This is a genomic window from Vibrio sp. HM8-C, from assembly GCF_058630515.1.
On the sequence record NZ_JBMMKS010000010.1, the window covers coordinates 1 to 26,972 of the forward strand.

Consider the following 26,972-nt stretch of genomic DNA (forward strand, 5'->3'; position numbering starts at 1 on the left):
GCTATCAAACGCTATAACTTGACGGCAAATGACTCGAATGGAAGTAGAGTCATTTCACCCGTGAGATCATCTCTTGTTGGGTAGTTTCCAATCAAGTATTCAAAACGTTCTAACCCTGACACTTCTGCCAAAGACAGACGTTGTGGCTTTTTGCTAAAGTTGTTCACAACAAGAATTCTGTCACCTTCGTGTTCTCGAAGATAAGCAAAAACAGACTCGTGGGATTCACATACTGACGTGAAGTTACCGTACACAATAGCGGGCATATTTTTACGTAGTTGAATCAGTTTCTGATAGTGATAAAAAATAGAGTGCTCGTCTGAGAGAGCTTGCTCTACGTTAATGTCTACGTAGTTTGGATTGACCTTAAGCCACGGTTTCACGGTACTGAATCCTGCGTAATCTTGGCGATTCCACTGCATTGGTGTACGTGCATTATCTCTACTATTTTCATGCAGTGCCGCCATCATATCTTCATGGGAAACACCGGACTCGGTTCTAACTTTATAGAAATTGAGTGTCTCAATATCTTGATATTCGTCGAGCGAGTTGAAATCAACATTGGTCATGCCTAGCTCTTCACCTTGATAGATGTAAGGCGTGCCTTTTAGAAAATGCAGTGTCGTTGCCAGCATTTTGGCTGATTCAACACGATATTCTCCATCGTCGCCATATTTTGAAACTGCGCGAGGTAAGTCATGGTTATTCCAAAACAGCGAGTTCCAGCCTTGGCTTTCAAGTTCGACTTGCCATTTCGTCAATACCCGTTTGAAATCAGGCAGATTGAGCGGCTTTGGTTGCCATTTGTCACCATCTTTCCAGGTCAGCGTAATATGTTCAAACTGAAACACCATCGATAACTCGTAGCGGTCAGGAGCGCTATACAGTTTCGCAATTTCAGGTGTTGCTCCCCAAGTTTCGCCTACAGTGAGAAGATCTTTATCGCCAAATGTTGCTTTGTTCATTGCTTGGAGTAGTGAGTGCAAGCGAGGGCCATTGCCCGTAATTTTTTTGTCTATCTCCTTACCGATAAGATCAACCACATCAAGGCGGAAACCACCAATACCTTGCTCTATCCACCAGTTCATCATGTCATGAACTGCTTGCTGCACCTTTGGGTTTTCCCAATTGAGATCAGGCTGACGTTTAGAAAACAGGTGGAAGTAATATTGTTCAGTAGTTGCATCCCATTCCCAAGCTCCCCCACCAAAAATAGAGCCGAGATCATTTGGTGGAGAACCATCGGCATTCGCATCTCGCCAAATGTAAAAGTCACGATATGGGCTACTTTTCGAGGATTTCGCCGAGATAAACCAAGGATGTTCATCAGAGGTGTGATTGACCACCAAATCCATCACTACTTTGATATCTCGTTCATTGGCTTTTTGCAGCAAACATTTCATATCCGCCATCGTTCCAAATTCCTCTGCGATAGCTTGATAATCTGAAATGTCATATCCATTATCATCCATTGGTGATTGATAGACTGGAGATAGCCAGAGGACGTTTACGCCGAGTTTCTGCAGGTAATCAAGCTTACTAATGATACCGGGTAAATCACCAATACCGTCGTGGTTAGAGTCGCAAAAGCTACGAGGGTAAATTTGATAGACAACGGCATTGTGCCACCACTGTTTTTTCATATTTCATTGTTCCAAAATCAAAAGAGACTCTGTGCAATATAGTGTGAACATGTGGAAAAGAGTAATCGATTAATTTGCTAGTGATATAGGTATTAGCTATATCATGTTGAGTTTTTCGGCGTTTGCGGCTTTAATGGCGGTCTTAGGTGGGAAATCCATTACTAAAAGTGTGATATTCATATATTTCGTTGGTGACTATGCATAAAAACTACCGTTATTTCCTTATGGTGGCACATGTGGGAAGCATCAAACAAGCCGCTGAAAAACTGCACATTAGCCAACCTTCTCTGACCTCAGCGATGCAGAAATTAGAAAGTGATATTGGTGTTTCTTTGTTTCATCGCCGTTCTAAGGGCATGGAGCTGACAGAATATGGCAAGTTACTCAAAGAACACGTGCAGCAACAGCAAGATCAGCACAACCAGCTGTTACATCGGCTGCATGATATGCATCAACGCGAAGCCGGTAAGTTGAAACTGGGCACTGGAGATACGTGGTGGGAGCTTTTTGTTCGAGATGCTGTAAACCAACATTTGCAGCAGTCACCTAAATCATCTATCGAGCTTGAGTTTGGAAACAATTTGTCACTTATGCATCATTTAGTACAGGGTGAAATTGACTTGTTTATTGGACATGAGATTCACCATTTACATGAAAGATGTCGTGTCCAGTTTGTTCCTTTATTACAAGACCGTGAAGCCATCTATGTGCGAGAAAATCACCCTTTGTTAGTACGTAAAATGAGTAGCCTAAAGGATGTAGACACCCATTATCCCGTTATTCGTGTTACTGCTGATCATACAAGGCACAGTTCCGTACTTTCTGACCATATTAAGGTTCAATTAGGCACCTCATCTCAAAGAGATGAAGGGTACACAATTTACAATGTGGACTCGTTGTCCGCCAGTTTGGATATCTTACGAAGTAGTGATGCCATCATGCCTTACAGCAGTGAACTTTCAGACTGGATGTCACAGAAAGGTTTCGCCACGCTTTTTGTTGATCACAATAAGCTTGGAAATGTTGGGATATACCACAAGTTAGGTTGTGATGATGAAAAGGTTTTATCTATGATTGAAAGGATTCGGCAGCGAGTCGGGTGATAACCTATCTAAGTATTCAAATAGAAAAGGAGCAATGAAGTTGCTCCTTTTTTGTGTCGATCTTAGCCCAACGATAGGCAATTAATGATCGAGGTATAGGTAGTTTTGCCAGCTCTTCATGCGGATCAGTACTTTACGCATGATAGAGACATGTTCAAAGGTATCTGAATATACCGCGACTTCAGCGCTTGAACCCAAAGGTAGATGGTATTCGCTCATATCGTCGGTAAGTTTCAGTTTCACCATTACTCGGCCTTGCGTGTTGATAGCTTGCGTGCCTAGTAATGAGCCTCTTGCCTGAATTTGACCTTCAGCAATAGCAGGGATGACGTCCACCACCTCACCTTTAAACACCTTGCCCGGAATCGAACGGAATACAAATTCCGCTTCAAAACCTGATTTTAGTCGTTGCATCGAGTTTTGACGGAAAGCACCGTAGAAATAAACGTCTTCTGTGTGAACGAACGTCATTACAGGTGCTAATGGGAGTGGAACCGCCATCATGCCCGGACGAAGTGCTAACTGTGTTACAAAGCCATCTGTTGGCGCTGTGACAACGGTTTGCTCAAGGTTAAATTGTGCTTGGACAAGTTCAGCTTGAACACGAGCAACGGTTGTATTCTCACCGTTAATTTCAGATTCGTAACCTAGACGAGCGGACTCTTGGCTAGCTTGCGCTGCTTCTAGAGCGGCTTGAGCACCCTTGTAAGCCTGATTCGTTGTATCCACTTGTTGCGCCGTAAATGCGCCGCGTTTAAAGCCTTTCTCGTAACGTTCGTACTCTCGTTTCGCTTTATCGCGAGCTGCTTCTGCTTTAGTGGTATTTGATACCGCTTCTTTGTAAACAGACTCTAACTGGAGCACTTGTTGTTCAGCTTCTGCCACAGCCGCTTCTTTACGAACAACTTCTGCTTCAAAAGGGGTTGGGTCAATCTTAAATAAAGTATCCCCTTTTCTCAGTGGCTGGTTGGCAACAACATCGACTTCAATAACCTTTCCGCGAACACCAGAAACGATTGGAGTAGTGCTATAAGCTTGGCCACCAATAGCGGTAAATGGGTGGTTATAGTTCATCAAAAGAATCAGTGTGCCAATGAGTATTACGCCACCTAAGACTGCTGTCGGTACCGACCACTTGTTTAGCGGAATTTTAAAGACTTTAAAAATGGCAATGCAAATCGCGGTATAAGTCAGAATAAGTAACAAATCCATTATTTTTGCTCCTCTTCTTGATTGGTCTCTTTAGCCACAGGAGCTTGGCTTTGACTTAGTTTTGCGATTTCCGTTTTTAGCATGGCGACTTGTTGTGTTAATTCGTCAACGCGGACATGAATATCATGCGTTTCTTCCTGAAGTTTGTGGAATCCCCAACCTCGGTCTTCGCGCCATAATGTTGCCCAAATCCATAGGAATGGCCATAACACGTGCAAAGTAAACAGGCTGACCCAGCCTGCCACATGAATGGCATCTTGATGAGGATGATTGCGCTCTTTAGCAATTTCGTACGGAATGTCGTGAATGACGATGATGCCGTAGAAAATCACTAAACACACAAATACCAACATACCTAGGGCAAAATAATCTAAAAACATAGAATGGTCCTATATAAATTGAATACTTATAGTCGTGATTAACAAAACTCTTCCTAAGTAAAATCATAGCTAACTGTGTGCCGATATTCGGTGATGACGTCACACAAAGCCGATTAGGTATGAAAAAACGTGGATGAGTTTTTTGTTTCTTAAAGCGTAGTACGTTTTTCTTTTAAATCGCGGTCTATTCTACTTGCGAATTAATCCAGTTGCATACGCATATTTAACGGTATTCTCTGATAAATCAAAGGATTATTCTGAACACACTTGGTTGCGTCCGTTTGCCTTGGCTCGATACAAAGCTTTATCAGCACGATAGAAGGTTCTTTGTGTGTTCTCACCAGCGATATTCAAAGTAATCCCGATACTGACGGTTAAGCCGCGTTCGCCAAGAATATCCTGCCATTGGAATTTAAAGATTCGCTCGCGGAACTCTTCTGCAGCTGCTTGTGCTTGTTCTAGCGTCATACTTTCGAGTATGACTAAGAACTCTTCGCCACCATAACGTACACAAGACGCTTGAGGGTAGTTGAAGTGATCCGCCAGCTCGCTAGAAACGTTAACAATAGCTTTGTCACCAACAAGATGACTTAGTTCATCGTTAATAGATTTAAAGTGGTCAATATCCACCACCAAGAAAGCAAAATGAGTTTCGTTGTGTAGCAGATCTTTCAGTTTGCCATCCAACCAGCGGCGGTTATGTAGCTTAGTCAGTGGGTCGGTAAACACGTCCTGTTGCAGGCGCGCAACCGCGTTTTTATGGTGTTCAGTGGTTTCTTTTAGCTCTTGATTCTCAAGCTCAGAAACAATGAGTTTGAGTTGCAGCTCAAAGCGCGACAATCGGCGTAATTGGGTCGCTCCTAACTCAGCAATCGGTATTTTTTGAATTAGGTCAGACTCAATTTCGAACGCTTCTCGCTCATAACGCAAAGCTTCTTTATAAAGACCTTGGCGCTCGAATATGCGACTGAATGTTTGGTATAAGCCTTTTTCAAGGACAGGAGAGGGAAAGCGTTTCAGACGCTTTTCAGTACCAAACAGCAGCATATTTGAAATATCAGGCTTGCCGAGTTCAAGGAAGCATTTAGCTCGTTCCACTCGAACCATGTTCGCCAGCCAGTAGGAATGGATGTTGCCAGGTGAAAACTGAACAGTCGACAGAGTGCGTAATGCTTGTTGTATATTGCCTTGATGACGATATATCTTGGCTTCATACAAGATGGTTTGTCCGGCTAAAATTTTGTCGCTGACCAGAATACTTAGCTCTTCACACTCTTTGACTAATTCGTCTGCTTCATCAAAGCGCCCTAGATTGACATAACAGGCGAGCATGTACAGTTTGTATCTTAGTCTTAACGCACGGCTGCTAATTGCATGGTCAAGACTGTCTATTTTAAGGTAGTAACTCATCGCGCGTCGGTGATCACCATAAGCGTCACACAAGTTACCCATGCCTAATATGGCAAGTACATAATCATCGATGTAGCGATATTCAACGGCTAATCCGGAAGAGGTGATGTGTTCTTGCAGTGCTTCTACATAGTCGCCATTTTCAATTAGTAGTTCAGCAAGGCTGTTTTTTACTGACAGAATGAGTTCTGCTTGGTCAGTATCTAATAGCTTTAGTGCTGATCTAAGCTCATTAATGCTGCTTTGCAGTTGGCGCATTTCGGCGTGGAACTCTGCGCTTACAATAAAACAGATGGCTTTTTCTTCATTGGTGGTAGCAATCGTCTTGCGAACCTTGTTCCAGAAGATAACTGCGTCTTCACCGCTGACTGAGGTAGCGTCTAATCCGGCTTCTTGAACTCTGTTAAGTAGTGCTTCCATCAATTATTCCTCCAAGCTCATGAGTTCAAGCAGCTCAAGAGTGAAAGGGAAGCTGACTATGGTGTGAAGCGTTGCTTGTGGTAGAGACCCGTGAAGTCTCTTACGCTCCCAAGGATAAATTTCAATCATCTTCTCAATGACGTCAAATACCCGTTTTGCTGCTTCGCCCCGTTCGCACACGAGTAGCCCCAAATAATTGGCGCTCAAACGTGAAAGCAGATCTTTGGAGCCACACAATGAGTGAACCAGTTCGGTACAGGCATCCAAAAACAACGGATTAGTATGATAAATAGAAATCACAGAATGGGACGAATTCATCAGGTCAACTTTATGCAAGACCATTTGTTCCCACCAGTAATTCTCTGGAACTACATTGGATAAATGTTTTTCTGGGTGATAGTCGTGCTGGTTTCGAATTCGATTTAGAAGCTTGCGAGCTCGCTGATCAAGTTGCCGTTTTGATGTACGAGCTTTGTCCGAGCCCAGTCTCATCGTCTGTTCATGCAACATTTGTAGTGAGTATTTACGATACTTTTTAAACGCTTCCAGTGCCGTGTGGTCATCACCATTTTCTTCAGCGACGAGAGATTGTTGATAGCAAATTTGTGACAACAGTTCGCCATTATCAAAACCACGTGCAGTTTCTTCAGCCGAGATGAGAAGTTTTGCCGCTTGAGCAAGATTTTTCCTCAACAACTCAATTCTTGCTCGGCTGATGTATGAGTGCGCTTTCATCCAAGATAGGTTATGAGCGACCGCTAGCTTATGTGCCTTTTGAGTGGCTTGCTGAGCATCTTCAATACGTTCTAAACCTAGCAGTGCCAAGCCTCGAAAATCCCAAACTTCAGCCTGCCAAGTTTTATCTGGATGACCAACGAGTGCTTCATCAGCGCCATCGAGTACAGTGAGCATATCGACGTACTGCTCTAACAGATACAGATCCCAAGCCCATAGGATTCTAGCTTTGCCTTCTAACCATGAGATGTCCATATTGTGGGCAACTTTCGCGGCGAGCTGGTGGGTTGAACAAGCTTGCTCATATTGTTTGGTTATGCGCCAGATATTGCCCAAACCAATGAGGCTTTCAATTAGGACTTCATTTTCGTCCACTAAAGCAGACTGTTCTAAAGCATTAATCCAAAATTGCTGCGCGGTATAGTATTTAGCTTGTCCCCAAAACTGGAGCGCATGAACATGAAGTATTTCTGGAAGGAATTCGTCGGTGTCGAGGCTATTTTGATACTGATGAGCTTCTTTAATGTATTTCAATCCCTTGCGGTAATCCATTTCACACCAAGCACAACGGGACATGATGATGAGCGCTTGAATGATGCCATCGTGAAAAAGGGATTGTTTCGCTTGGGTAAGTGCTTTTTCAGCAATCGCCAATACGTCTGCTGGCTCAGATTCTATACGAAATCTAAGCTTTTTGAGTTCTGATAATAATAGGTACTGGCTTTGATCCAAATCCATTACTTCCTGGCTATACGACGCACTTAGCTAGATGCAATTTGTTGCATTTCTCCATAATGCGTCGTCTGAGTATCGATGCCATTTAGCACTAACTACACTGCAAATCGGAAATGTTTATGATTTTGCTCGTGTATAAATTTGTGCTTCCTCACACTCCACTGCTAATTACTTAGGACAAAAGCTCTTTTAGCGTCAATGGCTTCTGAGTTAATCCTAGGTTTTGTGCAGCAGTATTTCCATGTTTATCTTGATAGCATAGATTGTGCCAAGCTCGATAAATATCGAGTAATGGTTGTAAGCCACCGGGACGCAACTTACGTCTTGGTTCGTTGATGAAGGATTCAAACAGCAACTGAAAACGCTGTTGATAAAATGCAGTTTGTTTTACTGAAGCCTTTTGTAACCAAGCTTCAGGTTCTGGATTAGCACCTGCCAGATAGCAGATACCTTTAGACCCATTTTCTTGATGCGCAATCGCCCATCTGTCACGCCACCATCCCATAAGAACAATATCAACTTTGTCAAAAGATTGAGCATCTTGCCAGCTTGTATCTTCTTCCACATACATTAAGTCAACGTTTTGACGTCTAATTCTCGACAAGCACACACTCAAAGCTGCTGAGCGCAGAATCGGGTCCTGAGGCATAAAGATAGAGACATGTTTATCGATATCGCACATATCTAGCACATGCAGGTAGTGCGCATACGAAGTGTATGGCGGACGAATCAATGCCCCTTTTGATGGATAGTTGAAAGTGGATAGATTCCCCATCGGATCTTCGACGTTCCCGCGAGCAAGAATGGTCTGATATTGCTGATCAATTCTCTCCCTCAAGATGGGAGAAGGCGCTGGCTGTGGTACGTTCGCTTCCGAAGAATGTTCTCTAGAGACGAAACGAGCCGGAAATTCATAAGGGTTGTGATCAACAGAGCCTACAGGCTCTTCTTTGGCTGAATAGTTAACGTGCTGACAAAGAATATAACCCGTGTTTGCCTCGCCAGTGGCAATCCACAACACGCCATTGTTGCTTTTAGGTTGCAACGGCATGTAGTGCGAAGAGAACTGAAAACTTTTCGCGTGGTTTACCCAACGTGCGTCAATCATCGCTAGCTTTCTGCGGCAGCGGCTCGCAATGTGTTCGATGTGGTCATAAAAGGTTTTTGGATTGATATTGAGCTTACGGCATATTTCTCGCACCGAATAACCCATAAACAGCAATCCGAATAGTGTTTCTTGGAACAACAATTTCTTGTTCGATCCAGACCATTTATCGACGAAGGTAGAGTGGCAAGATTTGCAGCGATATCGTTGACGATCACCGCTATAGCCAAAGGCATGATAGAGATGTTTGTGAGTATGGACAGAAAGCCCAGCGTTTTCACATTCTAGATTACGACATGCAGGTAAGCCGTCGCTGTGAAGTTGACGTAAACGAACCAGCTCGTTTAACACTTCTTTATTATTAAGTAAGGGGGGGAAGGCACCGCATTCACGACAAACCATCGTTGGACGCTTAGGATTTGCGCGTTGCAAAACATACCGTTCTGCATCACTCAAACCAAAGTTGTCACACGCCAATGTTTTACAAAAGTTGAGCTGCAAGCCATCAGCGTCCGCAGGTAATTGGTCGGTCGACACGATCTCCCCCTCGGGAATATTGAGGTTGCCAAGCGCGCTACTTGGCAACCTTTTGATAAGTTTGAAATTACATGTTGATAGCAGTTTCAAGTGCTACTTGCATCATTTCGTGGAAAGATTTTTGACGGTCTTCAGCGCTGAGTTTCTCTCCGCGTAGAATGTGGTCAGAAACCGTTAGAATTGTTAGTGCACGTGCACCTAAATCTGCAGCTACGCCGTAGATACCCGCAGCTTCCATATCTACGCCTAGAATGCCAAGTTTCTTCATTTTTTCGAAGATTTCTGGCTCTGGAGTGTAGAACAGATCAGCAGAGAAAATGTTACCTACTTTTACGTTTACGTTTTGAGCACGAGCTTGAGCTACTGCTGTCTCTAGTAGATCGAAGTCAGCGATTGCCGCGAAATCGTGGTTGCTAAAACGAATGCGGTTAACTTTTGAGTCTGTTGACGCACCCATGCCGATAACAACGTCCATAAGTTTTACGTCGTCACGTACTGCACCACAGCTACCTACACGAATAACGTTTTTCACGCCGTATTCTGCAATCAGTTCGTGAACGTAGATACAGCATGAAGGAATACCCATACCGTGACCCATTACAGAAACTTTTTTGCCTTTGTAAGTGCCTGTGTAACCGAACATATTACGTACGTCACACACTTGCTTCACGTCTTCAAGGAAAGTTTCCGCGATGAATTTTGCGCGAAGTGGGTCACCAGGCATTAGTACTGTTTCAGCGAAATCACCAGGTTGTGCGTTAATGTGTGGGGTTGCCATAATTGTTCTCCAAAAATGTTCAGCCAATTAAACAGTATTGCATATCAAATTACTATTTCTGTTGACTGAGGATTTGTCTGTTGAGGCAATATTAGTGAGTAATAGTAGGGTTTCTTGCGATTTTGGTCACAAAAAAGGCGAGAGCATAACCTCGGTTAAATATTAATAACGAATTATGTTGAAAGTGATAAAGCAATCGATTCGGGAAAACGTTGGCTTTATTTGTACGAAATTTAAAATTGTATAACTTGTGATAGGTGTGCTATAAATTGTACAAAGTTTGGTTTTGTATAATTTTGTTATTCTTCTGCGAGTAGAAGGGGACTAATATGGCTGAGTCACCTATTTTATTGGGCATTAGTGCATGTGTTCTTGGGCAAAAAGTGCGTTTTGATTCTGGCCATAAAGCCAGTCAGTTTGTGATTAAAGAACTTTCGCCGTACTTTGAGTTTGTTCCAGTTTGCCCTGAAGTTGGAATGGGATTACCCGTACCACGGCCACCAATTCGCTTAGTTTCAAATGAAGAGCGTATAGCTCTGGTTGAAACAAAGGATCCTTCAAAAGATCACACCGCAGGCTTGTTACAATATTCAGAGCAAAAAATAGATCAGCTCATGCAACAGCCGTTGTGTGGTTATATTGTTTGTGCCAAGTCGCCTTCTTGTGGCATGGAAAAAGTTAAGGTGTACAAATCCCACGAAGCTGAGAAAAGTGGTATTGGCCTGTACACTCAAAAGTTAATGGAAAAAATGCCATGGCTTCCTATTGAGGAAGATGGAAGGCTCAATGACGCTGTTTTGAAAGAAAACTTTATTACTCGCGTCTATTGCTTGCATGATTTTTACCAGACTCTTGGTCAGGAACCGACCGCAGGTAAAGTTGTGGCCTTTCATTCCCGTTACAAACTCACGTTGATGGCGCATCATCCACTTTCTTATCGAGAACTGGGAAGACTAGTGGCCAATGTGACAAACTACACCACCGATGAGTTTATAGAACTTTACCGTTTGGGGCTTATGCAAGCTCTGAAAATAAGGGCGAGCAGAAAAAATCACACCAATGTGTTGATGCACCTTCAAGGTTATTTTAAGCGTTCGCTTGATAAGTCTCAGAAAAAAGAGCTGACAGAAATTATTCATGATTATAGAAAGGGTATTTTGCCACTTTTGGCGCCTATAACCCTTATCAAACATTATTTGTCCTTGTATCCAGATTCGTACCTCATTCAACAACGTTATCTGGATCCATATCCACAGGAGTTGAAGTTACGCTATGGCTTATGAACAAAAGCTATACGCTATTCGTGAAGTAGCAGAATTAACCGGAGTTAAGCCCGTCACATTGCGTGCTTGGCAGCGACGTTACAACTTGGTTCAGCCGCAAAGAACGGAAAAAGGCCACCGCCTGTTTAATCAAGAAAATATCGATAGCATTAAAGAAATTCAGGGCTGGTTAGCTAAAGGCGTTTCCATTGGTAAAGTGAGTGAACTGCTGAAAGGTGGTGTTGCTTCAGCTGAATTGCAGGAAGATGCGCGTTTACAACTTGAAGAGTGTGAACAGCTACTGACTGCTCTGTCACAGCTTAATCGTGGTAAATCTGAAAACCTTATCGCTACCGTAATGAAAGAATATCCGCTGGATATTGTGGAAACTCAGTTTGTCTTTCCTGTTATTGATGCTTTAGAGCGTGTGAAAGGGCCATGGCGATCTTTACAAAAAGGCCTGTTTCAATCACTCATGATCAATAAGCTTTCATCCATTCTTGAAGCTGAAAATAAGGCAGCTCACAAAGGTAAATGTCTTTGTGTCAGTTATGACCCTGTAGGCAGTTTACTTGCTTGGCTGTGGGCTGTGACTTGGTCTGAAAAGGGTTATAACGTGACCTTCCTTGATGGTGTCGAGGATGTTGCTGGCCTTGTTGGGCATGAGGCAGTTGACGCCTACAGTGCATTGGCTCTGTTTTCTCACAAATCGTTAGCGGATTCGCAGATGAATGCGATTGGAAAGCTACGAGAGCATTTTAAAGATCAATGCTACTTATCTGATGTTCTTAACACGTTAAGCGGATTGAGCTCGTGAAACTGGTTTGGTTGCGAAGAGACTTAAGAGCCGTTGATAACACGGCTCTTAACCATGCGATTGCGAGTGGAGAAGCCGTTACTGCGGCTTTCATTGCAACACCAGAGCAGTGGCAAGAGCATCACATGGCACCTCGTCAGGCTGATCTGATCTATCGACGCCTTGATGAACTTCAAAAGGAGCTTCAGGCTCTAAACATACCTCTGCTCTATTCTGAAGTTTCCGACTTTTCGCATTCTGCACAGCGAATTTCCGAAATAGCAAAGCTGTGTGATGCCAATGAAGTGTTGTCTAATCAGGAATATGAAGTGAATGAGCAGCATCGAGATGAGCTTGCTCGCATCGCTTTGGCTGAGCAAGGTATTGATTGGTTATCTCTACACGATAAATGCATTATTCCCGCAGGCAGTCTGCTGAATAAGCAGGGACAATACTTCAAAGTCTTTACACCGTTTAAGAAAGCTTGGCTTTCTATCGCCAGTATTCCGAAAATCCAGCCTACTCAAAGTGCACCAGATATGGCGCTACCAGATGAAGTAAAGCAACTCATCTGGAGCAAAGACCAGCAATTTAGTTACCCAAGGGAAGACAGTTCATTGTGGGCTGCGAATTTTGAAACGATTCGCGCGCAGCTACGAGCATTTTGCCAAGAGCGTGTGGATGATTATCAGGAGAATCGAGATTTTCCTGCTATCGATGGTACCAGTAGTTTGTCACCTTATCTGGCGATAGGTGCTTTATCTGCCAGACAATGTATGGCGAGGCTGTATGCTGAGTCAGATATGGGAAACTTGTCTCAAGGAGCACAAACTTGGCTCAGTGAGCTGATATGGCGAGAGTTTTACCAACATTTGCTGACTTTTGAACCTAAGTTATGCAAAGGCAGAGATTTCCTCGATTGGGGGCGCTATGTCATTTGGTGGCAAGACAGTGACAAGTTTGATCGTTGGTGCCGTGGCGAAACGGGCTACCCAATTGTCGACGCTGCAATGAAACAGCTCAACCAAACTGGCTGGATGCACAACCGCTTAAGAATGATAGTTGCAAGCTTTCTGACCAAAGATCTGCACATTGACTGGCGTTGGGGTGAGCGCTATTTCATGAGTAAACTGATTGATGGCGATTACGCAGCAAACAACGGAGGATGGCAGTGGTGTGCGTCCACTGGGTGCGATGGTCAGCCTTATTTCCGTATCTTTAACCCGATTACACAAGGTGAGAAATTTGATGCAAAAGGAACATTCATTCGCCACTGGATACCTGAATTGCGTTCAGTGCCTGAGAAGTACATTCACGCACCTTGGTTATGGGCGGGTGTAAACTCGGTGTTATATCCTACACCAATAGTTGATCATAAAGCAGAAAGAGAAGTAACCTTAGACATGTATAAGCAAGCAAGGGATAAAGAGATACATGTTGCGTAAGTTACTGGTAATTGGTTGCATATTTGCATCTAGTGTTATGACAAAAGTTTTTGCAGCCACTTATGACTTCCCGATGGAAGGAAGCAGCATGGTTGGAAATGCCCAATACCATGTTGTTGAAAAAGGCGAAACACTGGCGCAAATCGCGAAGCGATATGACATCGGATTTTTAGGTCTGATGGCTGCCAATAAAGGTGTAGATCCTTTCCTTCCACAAGAAGGTTACGTGCTCACCATTCCGTCTCAAATCATCCTACCCATGGTGCCTTATGAAGGTATTGTGGTTAACCTTGCAGAATTGCGTCTCTACTACTTCAAACCAGAAGAACGAAAAGTACACATCTTCCCCGTTGGTATAGGCCGAATTGGGCGCGATACGCCTGAAATGGAAACCAAGATCAGTCAGAAGCGCCCAAATCCGACATGGACGCCACCAGAGTCAATCCGTAAGGAATATCGCCAAAAGGGTATCGAGTTGCCAGAAGTCGTTCCTTCAGGTCCTGAAAACCCATTAGGTGACTACGCACTTCGTTTGGCGTTTGGCAATGGAGACTACTTGATCCATGGAACCAACAAAGATTTTGGTATTGGTTTACGTGTAAGCTCTGGTTGCATTCGAATGGAGCCAAAAGATATCGAGTGGTTGTTTACCCAAGTTGAGAGAGGCGAGAAAGTTCGCATCATTGACGAGCCGGTAAAAGTGGCTCTGGAACCTGATAGAAGCGTATTTGTCGAGGCGCACGAGCCATTAACTCGCAGTGATGGCAGCAAAAAAGATCTCGTTCTGCCTGTTGAACTTAAATGGTGGCTGGACGAGTTTGATAAATCTGAAGTGAAAGCGAAAGCGGTAATACTGGCGCAAAATGGTGTTCCAGTGGAAGTGGTCGCGCCAGAATTCGATTAAATATCGTGTTGTGTAACTTTTGAATTGAACAACAAAAAGCCGCCAGATAGGGCGGCTTTTTCATCTCAGTGGAAAGCGATTAAGCAACTTGCCATTGAACAGTTTCACCAGCGCGAATAGGAACCACTGTTTCACCGCCGAATGGCATGCTTGCAGGGACGTTCCATGACGCTTTAGTTAGAGTTACTGTGTCAGTATTGCGAGCAATACCGTAGAAGTCTGGACCATTGTGGCTCGCAAACGCTTCTAGATTCTCTAACTTGCCTTCTTGATCGAATACTTCTGCATAAAGTTCTAAAGCTGCGTGAGCGGTATATGACCCCGCACAGCCACAAGCTGCTTCTTTCTTACCTTTTGCGTGAGGTGCAGAATCTGTACCTAGGAAGAATTTCTTGCTACCTGATGTCGCAGCAGCCACAAGCGCATGTTGGTGAGTTGCACGTTTTAGGATCGGTAGACAGAACAAGTGAGGGCGAATACCGCCAACCAACATGTGGTTACGGTTAAACAGCAGATGGTGCGCAGTAATGGTTGCTGCCACATTATCTGAAGCTTTATTCACAAAGCTAACCGCTTCTGCTGTTGTAATGTGTTCCAACACGATTTTAAGGTTCGGGAAATCATTCACGATTGGAGCAAGAACCGTTTCCAAGAACGTCTTCTCACGGTCAAAGATGTCAACTTCGTGAGTGGTCACTTCACCGTGAACAAGCAGTAACATGCCTTCTTCTTGCATGGCTTGCAAAACAGGGTAGATATTTTTTGCATTGGTCACGCCTGAATCCGAGTTCGTGGTTGCACCCGCTGGGTAGAGCTTTGCAGCAACAACTGCACCAGAAGCTTTAGCTTGGCGAATGTCTTCAGGAGACGTGTTATCCGTTAAATACAGAGACATTAGCGGCTGGAAAGTCACACTTGGATTTTGCGCCATGATGCGTTCACGATAAGCAAGCGCCATTTCTGTATTGGTTACTGGTGGGACTGTGTTTGGCATAATAAGAGCACGCCCGTTATAGCGGCTGATATCACGCACGGTATCTGCAAGAACTTCGCCATCGCGAAGGTGAACGTGCCAGTCGTCAGGACGAGTGATCGTAAGTGTTGTCATGAATTGCTCCCACCATGAAGTCATTAGAATGATTGGAGCCTAAAGGGGAAATTTGCATCGCGCAAACGCTTCCGTTTAGGCGACAGGATGATAGAGTAAATGGCTTTCCATTTCATCTTTTAATTTGTGTCATCTGCTTATTTAGAGCATTTTCTGTTGGCTAATTGATTGAAACGATAACGCATTTGTGTCATTCATAGCCTTGCTCTCTTTCACTAGAATTCACAATGTTCAGTGAATGGAGATATTATTTTTCTAACTATACGTAATTATTTTCTAGCTATAGGTTTTCTAACTTCACGTAAGGATGTGCGTCATGTCGTCAGCGGTACTCTCTCAAATCAATGTTTATCCAGTGAAATCTGTGGGTGGGCTTTCCTTATCTACTGCATGGGTTGAAAAACAAGGTTTGATGTTTGACCGACGATTCATGCTGGCGTTAGCGGACGGCAGTATGGTGACGGCTCGGAAGTATCCGCAAATGGTTAAGATTCGATCTACCCTGACTCCTGATGGTCTGATTTTTACCGCACAGGGTAAATCACCGCTGACTATTCGTTATGCCGAGTTCAAAATGCAAGAGTCACCTGCAACGGTTTGGGATGACAGCTTTATCGCTTACACAACGACAGACCATGCAGACGATTGGTTCAGTGAAATTATGGGGCAACGAGTTGAACTTTTGTTTACGGGGCAACAATCGAACCGTGTACGTGAGAAATTCGGTCACAATGTCAGTTTTGCTGACGGCTACCCGCTACTCATCATCAGCCAAGGTTCGCTAGATGAACTCAATCGCCGCAGCCCAGAGCGTCATAGCATGGATCAATTTCGAACGAATTTGGTGGTTTCGGGTACTGAGCCTTTTGCTGAAGATGGTTGGAAACGCATTCGTATTGGAGAAGTGGAATTTGAAGCACTCAAGCCTTGTGAGCGCTGTATCATGACAACTGTTGATCTTGAAAAAGGTCAATATCGTCCAACCAAAGAGCCACTACGTACTCTGTCTCAATTTCGTGCAAATGAAAGAGGAGGCGTGTTCTTTGGGCAGAACCTTGTTGCGAGAAACGAAGGTATGATTCATGCCGGAGACAAAGTTGAAGTTCTTGAATACAAAGAAAAAGAGTATTACCCAGATTTAGGTCAACGCCACTACCTCATGACTTGCGTAGAGCGTGAAGAGATAGCCCGCGATTTCGTGACCTTTTGGCTTGAACCACAACATGGTGTGATACCCAATTATCAACCGGGTCAGCATTTACCTATCGAAATCGTCGTTGATGGGGAAAATGTCGCTCGCTTCTACACACTCTCTTCTAGTCCTTCGCGTCCGGGACGATTGGCTGTTTCAGTAAAACGAATTGATGGTGGACGTGTATCCAACTGGCTGCTGGATAATCTGCAAGTTGGTGACACTCTTACCACACAAACGCCAGACGGCAGTTTCCATTTATCTGCAGAACACCAAAACCAGCCATTGTTGCTGCTTTCTGCTGGAAGTGGTGTGACGCCTATGCTGTCCATGCTTCGTTATTTAGCAGATAACAAACAGATTCGCGATGTGGTCTTCTATCATCAGTGTCGAACGATTGAAGATATTCCATGTCGTGAAGAGTTAGAAGAGATTGAAATGGAACACCCTGATCTGAAGGTTTTCATTTCACTGACTCAACCACCTGTCGATTGGTTTGGCTTGAAAGGCCGTCTGTCGCTTTCACATATCAAGCAAGTTAAAGACGTAGCAGCGCGTCAAGTGTTTGTTTGTGGACCTGATGGATTTATGCAAAAAGCGAAAAACTTACTGCTCAAGCAAGGTGTAGCTGAAAATGCCTATCACCAAGAGGCATTTGGTGTAGCGCAGCAAACGGTAAAAGAGTTCAAAACGTTGCAACTGAGTGTCAACGGTAATCTGTTTGAGGGGGACAATCAGGCTACTTTGTTAGAACAAGCTGAAGCAGCGGGGATTCCGATTGCAAACAGCTGTCGTGCTGGTTTCTGTGGTGCGTGCAAAGTGAAAGTTGAATCGGGCAAGGTACACCAACCAGATGTCCCAGCATTGCAAGAACATGAACGCAATATGGGGATGGCTCTAGCTTGTTGCTGTGTTCCTGAAACGGATATTGAAGTGGTTAACTAGAGTGTAATCACTTTCAAACATGATAGTTCGGATGTAAAAAGCCGCCAGCAACTCATTTATTGCTGGCGGCTTTTTTATGTTCTTTTAGAGTGATTTTCCTAGTACAAGCTGACACATCTGATCAAATTGCGAAGCATTGCCAGAGAAAAGCTCATCAATAACTGTCTGCAATTTCATTCCAGATAGTTTGCGTTTCATGGCCTCACGAATCAGCAACGCAACGTGATATTCTCTACTTAGGTTATCTGCTTGATTTGGTTGCCAAAGGTTAAGCCGCTTAGTTAAGTCATTTTCTACGAGCTTTGGCTCAAGTTTTTTAACTTCATCTTTAAGCACCTGCAGTAAATGCGGGTAAACTTCGTCACTTGTTTTCGTCGCCTGTATCCGATTAAGCAGCGCGGAACTCAGCTCGGTCAGTTTTATAAAACCAGATTGGTGTGGAAACTCATCTTTTAGGCGAACAGAAAAATCGACGCGAGTTATGTGAGTATTTGGCAGAAATGTCAGCGAGCATAAACATTCGATAGGTATCCAAATCGCCTGTCCGGCTTCAATGGCATACTCTTGTTTACCTAACTTTAATAAAGCAAGACCGCTGTTAACTTTGACTAAACTATGCTTAGTGGCACGCTTGCGTGGCGTAACTTCCAAATATGGAAATAAGCAGATTTCAGATTGAATAGCGTAGTTCATACAAGGCCTCATTAATTTAAGGGCGCTAAGATTAACGTTTATCTTCTGAAAAGCCAAATATCGTCTAGGCGATAGAAGTAAATCAGACAGAAACTAATTTGCTGTTTTCTGGTCTGACCTTGTAATTTATGTGCTTATGATAGCTGCGAGCCAATGCGAGTGCGCGTAGAATAGCCCAGTTTTTTATTTGATGTACGAGAATATGACTTCAACCACCGACCCGTATCAAGAGATTCGTCCTTATAATGATGACGAAATTCCTGCCGCCATCGAACGTCTAATCAATGATGAAGAATTTATCACAGCGATCATAGACCATCGCTTTGAGCGTCAACCGTCATGGCTAAAAGCAATGATGGGCCCTTTTGTAAAAGTTTATCTTAAGTTTAAGTGGGCAAAATTCACTTCCGTTGATGCCATTCAATTTGAAGTGAAAAAATATTTAGAGAAAGCACTCGAACACACCACTAAAGGCGTGACATACAGTGGCTTGAGTAAGCTAGATAAGAACACTGCGTATTTGTTTGTGTCTAACCACCGTGATATCGCGATGGATCCTGCTTTAGTTAACTATGGTTTGTATGAGTCGGGGCACCGTACCGTTCGTATCGCAATCGGTGATAACTTACTCAAAAAGCCATGTGCTACTGAGTTGATGCGCCTAAACAAAAGCTTCATTGTAAAACGTTCGGCGAAAGCGCCTCGTGAAATGATGAAGGCTCTTGGCACACTGTCGGCGTACATTAAACACTCTTTGGATACTGGTCATTCGATCTGGATTGCTCAAAAAGAAGGTCGTGCTAAAGACGGCAATGATTTTACCGACCCTGCGATTCTCAAAATGTTTAACGTTGAAGGACGTAAACAGAAGGTCGAATTTCCGGAATACATCAAATCTCTAAAGATTGTTCCAGTTTCCATTTCTTACGAAAACGATCCATGTGATATTGCCAAAGCCAAAGAACTTTATGAAAAAGCAACGCATGGTAAATATGAAAAAGGCGAGTTCGAAGATATCGAGAGTATCATTCAGGGTATCGTTGGCGACAAAGGTCGTGTACACGTTGCGTTCGGTAATGTCATTACTGAAACCTACGAAACACCCGAAGAACTCGCTCAAGAGATAGACCGCCAAATTCACGCTAACTATAAGTTGTTCCCTATTAACTTGTTAGCAGCGGGTAAGAAAGACGCGGATATTACGCCAGCAGTCAAAGCGAAATTAGAACAAAAACTAGCGCAGTTGCCACTCAACGCCCATCAGTTTTTACTCGATAGCTACGCCAACCCGGTACGTAACCGCTAGGATTTAATCTGACAAAAAAGAGAAGCTTATGAGCTTCTCTTTTTTTGAGTCCGTGACTCAACGAGCCACTGCGCCGCCCAAGGTTAAATTAGTAGGCCATTTTGTAATGACATTCCCACCCAGATAAATGTTGCCTTTTACGGTCATTGTATCTGGGAAAGTGGTTATCTTTGAGCCACCTATATATAGGCTCCCCTCGACTACAATACCTTCAGGCAATTCCGATAATTGAGTTCGAGCAACACTCAAATCGCCTTTTACTGTCATGTTTGGTGGCAACTTTTCTAAAGGTGTATCGGTAAAATTGAGATACCCACCAACTTGAATGCGTGCAGGCCAAGTTTTTATTTGTGAGCCGAGGAAATTGGCATAGCCGCGAATTTTTGTGCCTCGTTGAATTCGTTCGAGCTGGCTATTTGATGCGTCGAGACTTCCCATTACGTTTAAGCTTTTTGGCAGTGACTTGATTGATGTCTTGGCGATGTTGAGATTTCCTTTGATCTCTAATCCGTCAGGCAGACTGGTGTAAGGTTTATTTCTCAAATCGAGGTTACCGTAATTATCCAAATGATTCAGTATTCGGTACTGATCAAGAGGCGCTGCATTTAACGGTAAAGCGCAAACAGCTATACAAAGCGACCAAGCCGACAAACGCCATTTTGAAACAGACATGTTTTTCCTAAGTTGCTTAACGGTTATAACGATAGTATCGGCAGGATCGGCATTGTCTTCAATGAAGAACAGATTCAATCAACAACAAAGCAGCAAGGATAAGATCACAAAAGCGAGCTAGAAGCTCGCTTTTGAAAGGAAGTTATCGCATCAGTGAACGCGACTTAAGTTCAAAGATAAGTTTTTCAGCACTGACTTCAAATTTAAAGCGTGCATTCAGTTCAGTTGTGCTCTCATCAATAGATGTTGATTCAAACTCTACTGCGGCACAAACTTCTTTCGCTAGAGCGATATACTTATCTAATTCAGTTTTCAGTTGGTCTTGGTTTGAAGCGAAAATAGTGACTTCTGCAACTTCGTCACCTTCTTTAATAAAAAAGCCCATTTCAGCAGAACAGCCACAAGCTTCACAAACTTGGTTCACTTCACAGCTTTCATTACTCATCTCTAAATCCTCTTACAAAATTTAAGGACATTCTAACCCTCTATAAAGAGGTGTTCCAGACAAATCATAATGTAACAATGTATGAATGCTGATTAATATTGTTGACCTAGTTAACAGAAATTGGAGTGTGATAATAGTCGAAAATTAGACGTTATAGTGACATTTTTTTGTCATTAGGGCGTTTGACGCATTGTCATACCTATTTGTTTGTAAGATGATTCTGTAGCAGAAATTGAGGTGGTTTATGGATTATTTCCATACTGAGATAAAATTTTAAAGGATATTTTATTCATTCAATGTGAATGAAGAGATATTTTCTTACAAAGGTGGATTGGTTACTGGAGCGATTCAGCAACATTTGATTCATTTTATTTTTGATGAATTTGTACACAAAGAGCTATAACGATGCCGAAGCGTAGTAAAGAAGATACAGAAGTGACCATTCAAACGATTATGGATGCTGTTGTCGACCAACTGTTAAGGTTAGGCTATGACAAAATGTCATACACCACACTAAGTCAGCAAACGGGTGTATCTCGTACCGGAATTAGCCACCACTTCCCGAAAAAGACCGATTTTGTACTTGCGCTTGACGGGCAAATTTTCAATCTATTTGTTGCTCATTTGGATTTTGATCACGGTGTTGATTCATTCGCAAATTCGTGGCTGAAGTCGCTAGACAATTCAGAGTTTCTCGCTATTTTGCGTTTGTTCTTCCATCACATAGTGGCTGCAGACAAAGCAGAAGAGTTCTCCTATAAAGGTGTGGGGCGTATGTACAAGCTTGCACATGAAAAGTTCGGAGAAGGCAGTGATAAGCATGTTGAGTGGTTAATTGGTAAATCACTGATCGAAATGAGTAAATAATTGTTTATATTTTTCGAAGGGCTTGCATTCGCAAGCCTTTTTTATTTTGTGCCAGTATTCACTTCTTCAAACTCGCCATCAATCGTATTTCCGTGGGAGCGATTGTTTTGGGCTTGATAGAATGGACGGCGTTGCATTTGATTTTGCAACCTTTTACCCGTGATCAGCGCGGCAATGGTCAGCGGAATTGCCAGCAGTAAACTAAATGCGATTGCGAAAAATCCAGTAATGAGCGTCAGTGCGGTAATAATAAATCTATTCATTGTCTGCTCCTGTTTCAGTTGCAGTTATCTTAAGCCAGCTCAGATGAATTAAACATGAACAGATGGTTTTTCTAAATGTGAAAAGCCCAACCACTTAATTTTAAGATGGTTGGGCTTGGCTTGTTTGGAGTGAGAGTTACTCAGCACCTACTGTTAGTTCAGCGCCGCTTTTCTCTGTTTTCAAATTTGTTTTACTATCGAGCAAGAATACGCGGTCAGGGCTGATTTGCTGTTCTTCCACCAAATACGCTTTGATGGCTTTTGCTCGTTCAGCGGCAAGATTACTTAAACTGTTTTTGTCGATGTTAGTAGCTTTGACCAACTGGTTGTACAGGCCCATATGAACAACGGTTTCAATCTGTTCTTTAGTCACTTCTGCACCTTGTGCTTTTTCAGTGAGCTGTTGTTCAACGTTGTCTCTTTCTTGGCTTAGATCTAGTTTCAGCTGCTTCTCTGCCAGTTCTTCAAGTGCATCGACTAATGGTTCAGATTCAGTAATACGGCTAGCACTGAAAGGTTCTGGTAACGATTCTAGTCCACTGTTATCAAGCAGTGCTGCTTGCACTCTTTGTTCTGCCAAAGCAAAGCTGTCGTCAGGTGCAGAGACAGAACCTTCAATACTCACTTTCAGAATCGGTCTCTCTTGCAGAGCTTGTGCTAATTTACCTACACGTTGTTTTTCTTCTTCGTCTAGTGTCGAAAGACCAGCTTGGAAGCTAATCTGGTTAAGCTCTTCATCCGAACCGACTAAATCTGCCAATAACGAGAATGGAGCGGTCACGGCTTTGGTTATGATGTTCACGAATGCTTTCAAAATCACACTACCAAAACTGAAATCTGGGTCGTCAACTTCGCCTGATACGTCGACACCTAAATCAATCACACCGTGACGATCTTGCAGTATGGCGATAGCCAAAGTGATAGGCAGACTCGTCGCAAGGCTTGAATCACTTGGTTTGCCCAACTGCAATTGGTCGATCACAAGATGGTTCGTTCCTTGAAGTTGGTTATCATCTAGCTTGTAGTTGAGATCAAGTGATAGCTGACCTTTGTCGATGTAATAGCCCGCATACGTGCCTGAATAAGGGTTAACGGAAGTCAACTCGACACTTTTAAATATTAATGCGAGGTCTAAATATGGTTTCTCAATCAGTGGGTTAATTTCTCCTTTCAACGTCACAGGCGCATATTTATCAATTTTGCCCGCAATATCGACACTTGCTTTGGTTCCCGGTGTCGATGAAAGGTTTTTAATAGAACCTTCAAGTAATTCAATTCCCGATGCGAAGTTAGGCGTTAGGGAGTTATCAGCAAAGAATGCAGAACCATTAGCAAACTTAATTTGTTGGACAATGACCGACATTGGTTTGCTGTTTTTATCTTTTGCAGCAACCGTTACTTTGGTTTCACTTGATGAGGTAGATGAGGATTTAACGCTCGGCTCGCTTTGTGTGTTGTCACTTTCCTTGCTGACAACAATATCGCCAATATTTGTGCGTTGATCCTCCGTAATGATTACTTTGGCATAAGGTGCATCCAGTAATACGGTTTTGATGAGCAACTGATTCTGCTTTGAATTAAAGCGTAGGGAATCGACTGACATTTTTTGCCATTTTACTAATGGTTCACGATCGATAGTGTCGCGCATCAACAGGTTATTGATGCTTAGAGAACCATCGAAATTAATGTCATCGGAGCCACTGACTTTGTAGTTTCCTTTGGTGTTTAAAGCCCCTTTAGTTAAGCGAATATTGAGGTATGGGGTGAGGTAAGGCTGCATTTGTGTAAGGTCGAGAGCTTCAATGGATAAGTTACCATCGACTTTGAGCGTTTTAACATCAACACTGCCTGCCGTCGCGAATGACCCCCTAGTATTGTCAGGTTGCTGCTTGCTATTGGAGCTGACATCAAGGCTTATCTCATAGTCGATAGGATCGATGAAGTCACTCTGAACTGCTTTGGTCGAAACTGACATAGGGTAGATTCGCCAGTGCACACCGTGTGACTGTGTTTTTTCTAGTACATTAAAGTCGGCTTCAGACATAGAAAAATGTTCAAGTCTTACCTTCCAGTCTGGAGATGCTGTAGCTTGATTATCGGTCTGGTTTTTTTTTGGTGCAGTGTACGTTGATGTAGTCGACTGTTTAGCCGCTTTAGGCGTAAATAACGACGCTAAGTCCAGCCCTTTTTTGTCGAGTAACGCGTCAAACCACAAGCCATTGATGGCGATATCTGAAATATTGACGGACTTGTCATCACCAACTATTTCAATATCGCTAACAATTAATGATGGTACTTTTACTTTCTCTGAGTCTTTGCCACTAAAAGTGAGATTAGACAGTGCAAATTGACCGTTACTAGTTTGATACGACAAGGACTCTTCAACCTGTTTAGCATGATAGTCAGTTGAAAAATCCATTGAGCCATTGCTCAGATGAGCTTCTATGAGCTCTTTGGAAAATGGCCAATAAGGTTTCAAAGTTAGGCCTTTTAGGGACACATTACCTTTAACTTCAAATGGCGATAGTTGGAATTGCCCATTGAGATTTAATGGGCTTTGATCCGCACTGGTTAACTCAAATTGAAACTGGTTTGCTCCCTGACTCAGAGTCAGCTTCTCGTCAGTGCTTTTAGGAATGCTCAGAGTGTACGCGCGGCTATCAAGATCACTAAGTTTGAAGCTGATACTTTGATAGGCTAAATCGGCGTTTGTGACTGAATCTATGAAGTGAAGTTCACCATTTTCAATAGATAAGATATTTGTTTTAAAAGCAGGAATGGTGTTTTTGGCAGCATCTTCAGAAACATTATTTTCTGGTGTATCCGTGTCTTTATTGCTCGCAAGGGTTTCGAGAATGTCACTCAAGTTAAGCGTATTATTCTCGTTTAGACGCTGAAGCTGGACTTTCGGCTCTATAAGAAGAACATGATTTACGGTTGGTGTCAGTGTAAGCAAGCTTTGCCAAAAATTAACCTCTACCTCAAGCAATTTAAATTGGCTAAATGTCTGTTGTTTATCTTTCTCAAGGATAGAAAAGTTCTCTACACGTGCTCTAAGTAGGAAAGGGTTGATTGAGACTTTTTCCAATCGGACATCACGACCGAGTAAATGGCTTAACTGCTTGGGCGCTTGAGATTCTAGAACAGCAGGTGTGATCAGGCCAAGAGTAGCTGTGTAGGCGGCATAAGCAAGCGTAAGATATGTAGAGATTCGTACCCATTTAGGCGCCGATTTAAAACGAGCATTAACTGCAGATACTGCTTGTTTCATAAGTAATAATAGCCTCTTACCTGTACATAAGTTTCTTAACAATTTAGTACGTTAGTTTAACTATATTTTCCCAAAAAACATAAGAGTAACGGTGCAAATTTGTTTGTAAAAACGATGAAAAAAAGCCGCTCTTATCAGGGATAGAGCGGCGAATCGGGGGTATGTCTTCAGAAGTTACGACTGGACAGTACAGAAGCGACTTCGTCAGTATCGGTTATTATTATGTTGTGGAGGTTAATTCTTTATTTTTGTGGGTAGGTTTTGTAACGAACACCCATCATCTGTTCCATACAATGAACAACTTGGCAGCTGTAGCCAAATTCATTGTCGTACCAAACGTACAGAACACATCGACTATCTTGAGCAATAGTTGCGGCACCATCGACTACGCCAGCGTAACGTGAACCAACAAGATCAGATGAGACGATTTCCGTAGATTCCGTGTAATCAATTTGCGCAGAAAGTGCAGATTTCAGTGCCATATCTCTTAGGTAAGCATTGAGTGATTCTTTATCTGTGCCTTGTGCTAAGTTCAGGTTGGCAATCGCCATAGAAACGTTTGGTGTTGGTACACGGATCGAGTTACCGGTTAGCTTACCTGCGAGTTCAGGTAACGCTTTTGCAACAGCTTTCGCAGCACCTGTTTCAGTAAGTACCATGTTAAGCGACGCTGAACGACCACGGCGATCACCACTGTGGAAGTTATCAATTAGGTTTTGGTCATTGGTGAATGAATGCACCGTTTCAATATGACCAGATACGACGCCAAACTTATCATTTATCGCTTTTAAAATCGGCGTTATAGCATTAGTGGTACAGCTAGCTGCAGAAATAATGGTGTCTTCAGGTTGAATAACCGATTCGTTAACACCGAATACTACGTTTTTAATGTCGCCTTTGCCTGGCGCTGTTAGTAGAACTTTGCTTGCGCCTTTTGAACTTAAATGTTTGCTTAGACCTTCGCTGTCACGCCATACACCCGTATTATCAACCACTAATGCGTTATGAATGTCGTAGTTAGTGTAATCAATTTCTTCAGGTGAATTAGCATAAATTACTTGAATGAAATTTCCATTTACAATCAGCGCCTTATGTTCATTGTCGACAATAATGCTACCGTTAAATTGACCATGTACGGAATCGCGTCGTAGCAAGCTTGCACGCTTCTCTAAATCGCCATGCTTACCGCCGCGTACAACGATTGCACGAAGTCTTAGTGGGTAGCCAGGACCACTTTTTTCAATAAGTAGTCGAGCCAATAGACGGCCGATACGGCCAAAGCCATATAAAACAACGTCTTTTGGTTGAGTGATAGTGCTACCGTTTAGGCTGCTAAGAAGTGCTGTATGAAGAAAATCATCTAAACCATGTTCATCTGAATGCTGTTGCCAAAATTGATGAGCTAACTGACCGATATCGATGCGACATGGTGACAAGTCTAGCTTTGCTAAACGTTGCAAAATTGGCATGGTTTGTTCGAGAGAAAGTGCAGTTCCAGTGTAACGGCGGGCAATACGGTGTGTTTTGATTATGTCGATAGTAGCGGCGTTGATGAGTGTCTTTCCGTACAAAATGATTTCAACACCTTTTACACGATAGAGCTGGCCGATAATTGGTGACATCGATTCTGCGATTGTTTGGCTGGTTTGCCAATCGAGTAGATGTTTTTCTGGACTCATTGCTATAAACCTTTCACGTTATGGTTGAGCTAATACCCGCAGTTTCTACTGCGTTTGGTATTTGGG

General features: G+C 43.0%; 22 protein-coding genes. 8 read left to right on the forward strand and 14 right to left on the reverse strand.

Annotation, left to right across the window (positions count from 1 at the left end):
* Positions 1–11: 11 nt before the first annotated feature.
* Entirely contained in the window at positions 12–1,643 is a 1,632-nt protein-coding gene (locus tag ACOSVQ_RS12440) for a glycoside hydrolase family 13 protein (RefSeq protein WP_491982871.1), read from the reverse strand.
* A 197-nt stretch (positions 1,644–1,840) separates the two neighbouring features.
* Between ACOSVQ_RS12440 and ACOSVQ_RS12445 the strand changes: the two genes are divergently transcribed.
* The gene (locus tag ACOSVQ_RS12445) at positions 1,841–2,746 is read left to right on the forward strand and encodes a LysR family transcriptional regulator (RefSeq protein ID WP_491982872.1); all 906 of its coding nucleotides are present in this window, start codon (positions 1,841–1,843) and stop codon (positions 2,744–2,746) included.
* Between the two features lie 81 nt (positions 2,747–2,827).
* Here the strand turns inward: ACOSVQ_RS12445 and ACOSVQ_RS12450 are convergent, their stop codons facing one another.
* From ACOSVQ_RS12450 to deoD, 6 genes are all read right to left on the reverse strand, one after another.
* Positions 2,828–3,958 (reverse strand): HlyD family secretion protein, encoded by a 1,131-nt coding sequence (locus ACOSVQ_RS12450; protein WP_491982873.1) that lies wholly within the window; start codon positions 3,956–3,958, stop codon positions 2,828–2,830.
* Positions 3,958–4,338 carry a DUF3302 domain-containing protein gene (locus ACOSVQ_RS12455; protein ID WP_491982874.1) on the reverse strand — a complete coding sequence of 127 codons (381 nt, stop codon included), beginning with the start codon at positions 4,336–4,338 and terminating at the stop codon, positions 3,958–3,960. The genes ACOSVQ_RS12450 and ACOSVQ_RS12455 overlap by 1 nt, the downstream gene beginning before the upstream one ends.
* A gap of 252 nt (positions 4,339–4,590) precedes the next feature.
* Complete coding sequence (locus ACOSVQ_RS12460; protein ID WP_491982875.1) at positions 4,591–6,168, reverse strand: diguanylate cyclase domain-containing protein; 1,578 nt, start codon at positions 6,166–6,168, stop codon at positions 4,591–4,593.
* 3 nt (positions 6,169–6,171) lie between these two features.
* Positions 6,172–7,635 carry a hypothetical protein gene (locus ACOSVQ_RS12465; RefSeq protein ID WP_491983004.1) on the reverse strand — a complete coding sequence of 488 codons (1,464 nt, stop codon included), beginning with the start codon at positions 7,633–7,635 and terminating at the stop codon, positions 6,172–6,174.
* Positions 7,636–7,810: 175 nt separating this feature from the next.
* On the reverse strand, positions 7,811–9,280 hold the full coding sequence (locus ACOSVQ_RS12470; RefSeq protein WP_491982876.1) for a transposase: 1,470 nt from the start codon (positions 9,278–9,280) through the stop codon (positions 7,811–7,813).
* Between the two features lie 67 nt (positions 9,281–9,347).
* Complete coding sequence (gene deoD, locus ACOSVQ_RS12475; protein ID WP_491982877.1) at positions 9,348–10,058, reverse strand: purine-nucleoside phosphorylase; 711 nt, start codon at positions 10,056–10,058, stop codon at positions 9,348–9,350.
* 329 nt (positions 10,059–10,387) lie between these two features.
* Here deoD and ACOSVQ_RS12480 point away from each other — a divergent pair, with 329 nt between their 5' ends.
* The 4 genes from ACOSVQ_RS12480 to ACOSVQ_RS12495 are packed head-to-tail and all read left to right on the forward strand — an operon-like array spanning position 10,388 to position 14,465.
* Complete coding sequence (locus ACOSVQ_RS12480; RefSeq protein WP_491982878.1) at positions 10,388–11,341, forward strand: YbgA family protein; 954 nt, start codon at positions 10,388–10,390, stop codon at positions 11,339–11,341.
* Positions 11,331–12,137: a MerR family transcriptional regulator gene (locus ACOSVQ_RS12485; protein WP_491982879.1), complete on the forward strand. Its 807-nt coding sequence runs from the start codon at positions 11,331–11,333 to the stop codon at positions 12,135–12,137. Before ACOSVQ_RS12480 ends, ACOSVQ_RS12485 begins: the two co-directional genes overlap by 11 nt.
* Positions 12,134–13,561, forward strand: a complete 1,428-nt coding sequence (gene phrB, locus ACOSVQ_RS12490) for a deoxyribodipyrimidine photo-lyase (protein ID WP_491982880.1) — start codon at positions 12,134–12,136, stop codon at positions 13,559–13,561. The genes ACOSVQ_RS12485 and phrB overlap by 4 nt, the downstream gene beginning before the upstream one ends.
* The gene (locus ACOSVQ_RS12495) at positions 13,551–14,465 is read left to right on the forward strand and encodes a L,D-transpeptidase family protein (protein WP_491982881.1); all 915 of its coding nucleotides are present in this window, start codon (positions 13,551–13,553) and stop codon (positions 14,463–14,465) included. Before phrB ends, ACOSVQ_RS12495 begins: the two co-directional genes overlap by 11 nt.
* 79 nt (positions 14,466–14,544) lie before the next feature.
* Here the strand turns inward: ACOSVQ_RS12495 and pyrC are convergent, their stop codons facing one another.
* Positions 14,545–15,573 (reverse strand): dihydroorotase, encoded by a 1,029-nt coding sequence (pyrC, locus tag ACOSVQ_RS12500; protein ID WP_491982882.1) that lies wholly within the window; start codon positions 15,571–15,573, stop codon positions 14,545–14,547.
* Between the two features lie 316 nt (positions 15,574–15,889).
* Between pyrC and ACOSVQ_RS12505 the strand changes: the two genes are divergently transcribed.
* On the forward strand, positions 15,890–17,710 hold the full coding sequence (locus tag ACOSVQ_RS12505; RefSeq protein WP_491982883.1) for an MOSC N-terminal beta barrel domain-containing protein: 1,821 nt from the start codon (positions 15,890–15,892) through the stop codon (positions 17,708–17,710).
* A gap of 84 nt (positions 17,711–17,794) precedes the next feature.
* Here the strand turns inward: ACOSVQ_RS12505 and ACOSVQ_RS12510 are convergent, their stop codons facing one another.
* Positions 17,795–18,403, reverse strand: coding sequence for an AraC family transcriptional regulator (locus ACOSVQ_RS12510; RefSeq protein ID WP_491982884.1), 609 nt, complete (start codon positions 18,401–18,403; stop codon positions 17,795–17,797).
* 202 nt (positions 18,404–18,605) lie between these two features.
* On the opposite strand from ACOSVQ_RS12510, the gene ACOSVQ_RS12515 reads away from it, so the two are divergent.
* Positions 18,606–19,709, forward strand: coding sequence for a 1-acyl-sn-glycerol-3-phosphate acyltransferase (locus ACOSVQ_RS12515; RefSeq protein ID WP_491982885.1), 1,104 nt, complete (start codon positions 18,606–18,608; stop codon positions 19,707–19,709).
* 57 nt (positions 19,710–19,766) lie between these two features.
* Here ACOSVQ_RS12515 and ACOSVQ_RS12520 read toward each other — a convergent pair whose 3' ends face one another.
* On the reverse strand, positions 19,767–20,381 hold the full coding sequence (locus ACOSVQ_RS12520; protein ID WP_491982886.1) for a leucine-rich repeat domain-containing protein: 615 nt from the start codon (positions 20,379–20,381) through the stop codon (positions 19,767–19,769).
* A 142-nt stretch (positions 20,382–20,523) separates the two neighbouring features.
* Positions 20,524–20,826 carry a DUF406 family protein gene (locus tag ACOSVQ_RS12525; protein WP_491982887.1) on the reverse strand — a complete coding sequence of 101 codons (303 nt, stop codon included), beginning with the start codon at positions 20,824–20,826 and terminating at the stop codon, positions 20,524–20,526.
* 405 nt (positions 20,827–21,231) lie between these two features.
* On the opposite strand from ACOSVQ_RS12525, the gene ACOSVQ_RS12530 reads away from it, so the two are divergent.
* A complete protein-coding gene (locus ACOSVQ_RS12530; RefSeq protein ID WP_491982888.1) occupies positions 21,232–21,693 on the forward strand; it encodes a TetR family transcriptional regulator in 462 nt (153 codons plus the stop codon).
* A 41-nt stretch (positions 21,694–21,734) separates the two neighbouring features.
* Here the strand turns inward: ACOSVQ_RS12530 and ACOSVQ_RS12535 are convergent, their stop codons facing one another.
* The 3 genes from ACOSVQ_RS12535 to ACOSVQ_RS12545 form a co-directional block, all read right to left on the reverse strand.
* Positions 21,735–21,956: an FxsA family protein gene (locus ACOSVQ_RS12535; RefSeq protein WP_491982889.1), complete on the reverse strand. Its 222-nt coding sequence runs from the start codon at positions 21,954–21,956 to the stop codon at positions 21,735–21,737.
* A gap of 136 nt (positions 21,957–22,092) precedes the next feature.
* Positions 22,093–25,227: a DUF748 domain-containing protein gene (locus tag ACOSVQ_RS12540; RefSeq protein ID WP_491982890.1), complete on the reverse strand. Its 3,135-nt coding sequence runs from the start codon at positions 25,225–25,227 to the stop codon at positions 22,093–22,095.
* 242 nt (positions 25,228–25,469) lie between these two features.
* Entirely contained in the window at positions 25,470–26,906 is a 1,437-nt protein-coding gene (locus ACOSVQ_RS12545) for a glyceraldehyde-3-phosphate dehydrogenase (protein ID WP_491982891.1), read from the reverse strand.
* Positions 26,907–26,972: the final 66 nt, after the last annotated feature.

Coding starts and splice junctions, on each gene's coding strand:
- ACOSVQ_RS12495 (WP_491982881.1), top strand. CDS start 13,551: ATGTTGCGTAAGTTACTGGTAATTGGTTGCATATTTGCATCTAGTGTT.
- ACOSVQ_RS12505 (WP_491982883.1), top strand. CDS start 15,890: ATGTCGTCAGCGGTACTCTCTCAAATCAATGTTTATCCAGTGAAATCT.
- ACOSVQ_RS12530 (WP_491982888.1), top strand. CDS start 21,232: ATGCCGAAGCGTAGTAAAGAAGATACAGAAGTGACCATTCAAACGATT.
- ACOSVQ_RS12480 (WP_491982878.1), top strand. CDS start 10,388: ATGGCTGAGTCACCTATTTTATTGGGCATTAGTGCATGTGTTCTTGGG.
- ACOSVQ_RS12455 (WP_491982874.1), bottom strand. CDS start 4,338: ATGTTTTTAGATTATTTTGCCCTAGGTATGTTGGTATTTGTGTGTTTA.
- pyrC (WP_491982882.1), bottom strand. CDS start 15,573: ATGACAACACTTACGATCACTCGTCCTGACGACTGGCACGTTCACCTT.
- ACOSVQ_RS12525 (WP_491982887.1), bottom strand. CDS start 20,826: ATGAGTAATGAAAGCTGTGAAGTGAACCAAGTTTGTGAAGCTTGTGGC.
- ACOSVQ_RS12515 (WP_491982885.1), top strand. CDS start 18,606: ATGACTTCAACCACCGACCCGTATCAAGAGATTCGTCCTTATAATGAT.
- ACOSVQ_RS12485 (WP_491982879.1), top strand. CDS start 11,331: ATGGCTTATGAACAAAAGCTATACGCTATTCGTGAAGTAGCAGAATTA.
- ACOSVQ_RS12460 (WP_491982875.1), bottom strand. CDS start 6,168: ATGGAAGCACTACTTAACAGAGTTCAAGAAGCCGGATTAGACGCTACC.
- ACOSVQ_RS12445 (WP_491982872.1), top strand. CDS start 1,841: ATGCATAAAAACTACCGTTATTTCCTTATGGTGGCACATGTGGGAAGC.
- deoD (WP_491982877.1), bottom strand. CDS start 10,058: ATGGCAACCCCACACATTAACGCACAACCTGGTGATTTCGCTGAAACA.
- ACOSVQ_RS12535 (WP_491982889.1), bottom strand. CDS start 21,956: ATGAATAGATTTATTATTACCGCACTGACGCTCATTACTGGATTTTTC.
- ACOSVQ_RS12510 (WP_491982884.1), bottom strand. CDS start 18,403: ATGAACTACGCTATTCAATCTGAAATCTGCTTATTTCCATATTTGGAA.
- ACOSVQ_RS12440 (WP_491982871.1), bottom strand. CDS start 1,643: ATGAAAAAACAGTGGTGGCACAATGCCGTTGTCTATCAAATTTACCCT.
- ACOSVQ_RS12540 (WP_491982890.1), bottom strand. CDS start 25,227: ATGAAACAAGCAGTATCTGCAGTTAATGCTCGTTTTAAATCGGCGCCT.
- ACOSVQ_RS12520 (WP_491982886.1), bottom strand. CDS start 20,381: ATGTCTGTTTCAAAATGGCGTTTGTCGGCTTGGTCGCTTTGTATAGCT.
- ACOSVQ_RS12545 (WP_491982891.1), bottom strand. CDS start 26,906: ATGAGTCCAGAAAAACATCTACTCGATTGGCAAACCAGCCAAACAATC.
- ACOSVQ_RS12450 (WP_491982873.1), bottom strand. CDS start 3,958: ATGGATTTGTTACTTATTCTGACTTATACCGCGATTTGCATTGCCATT.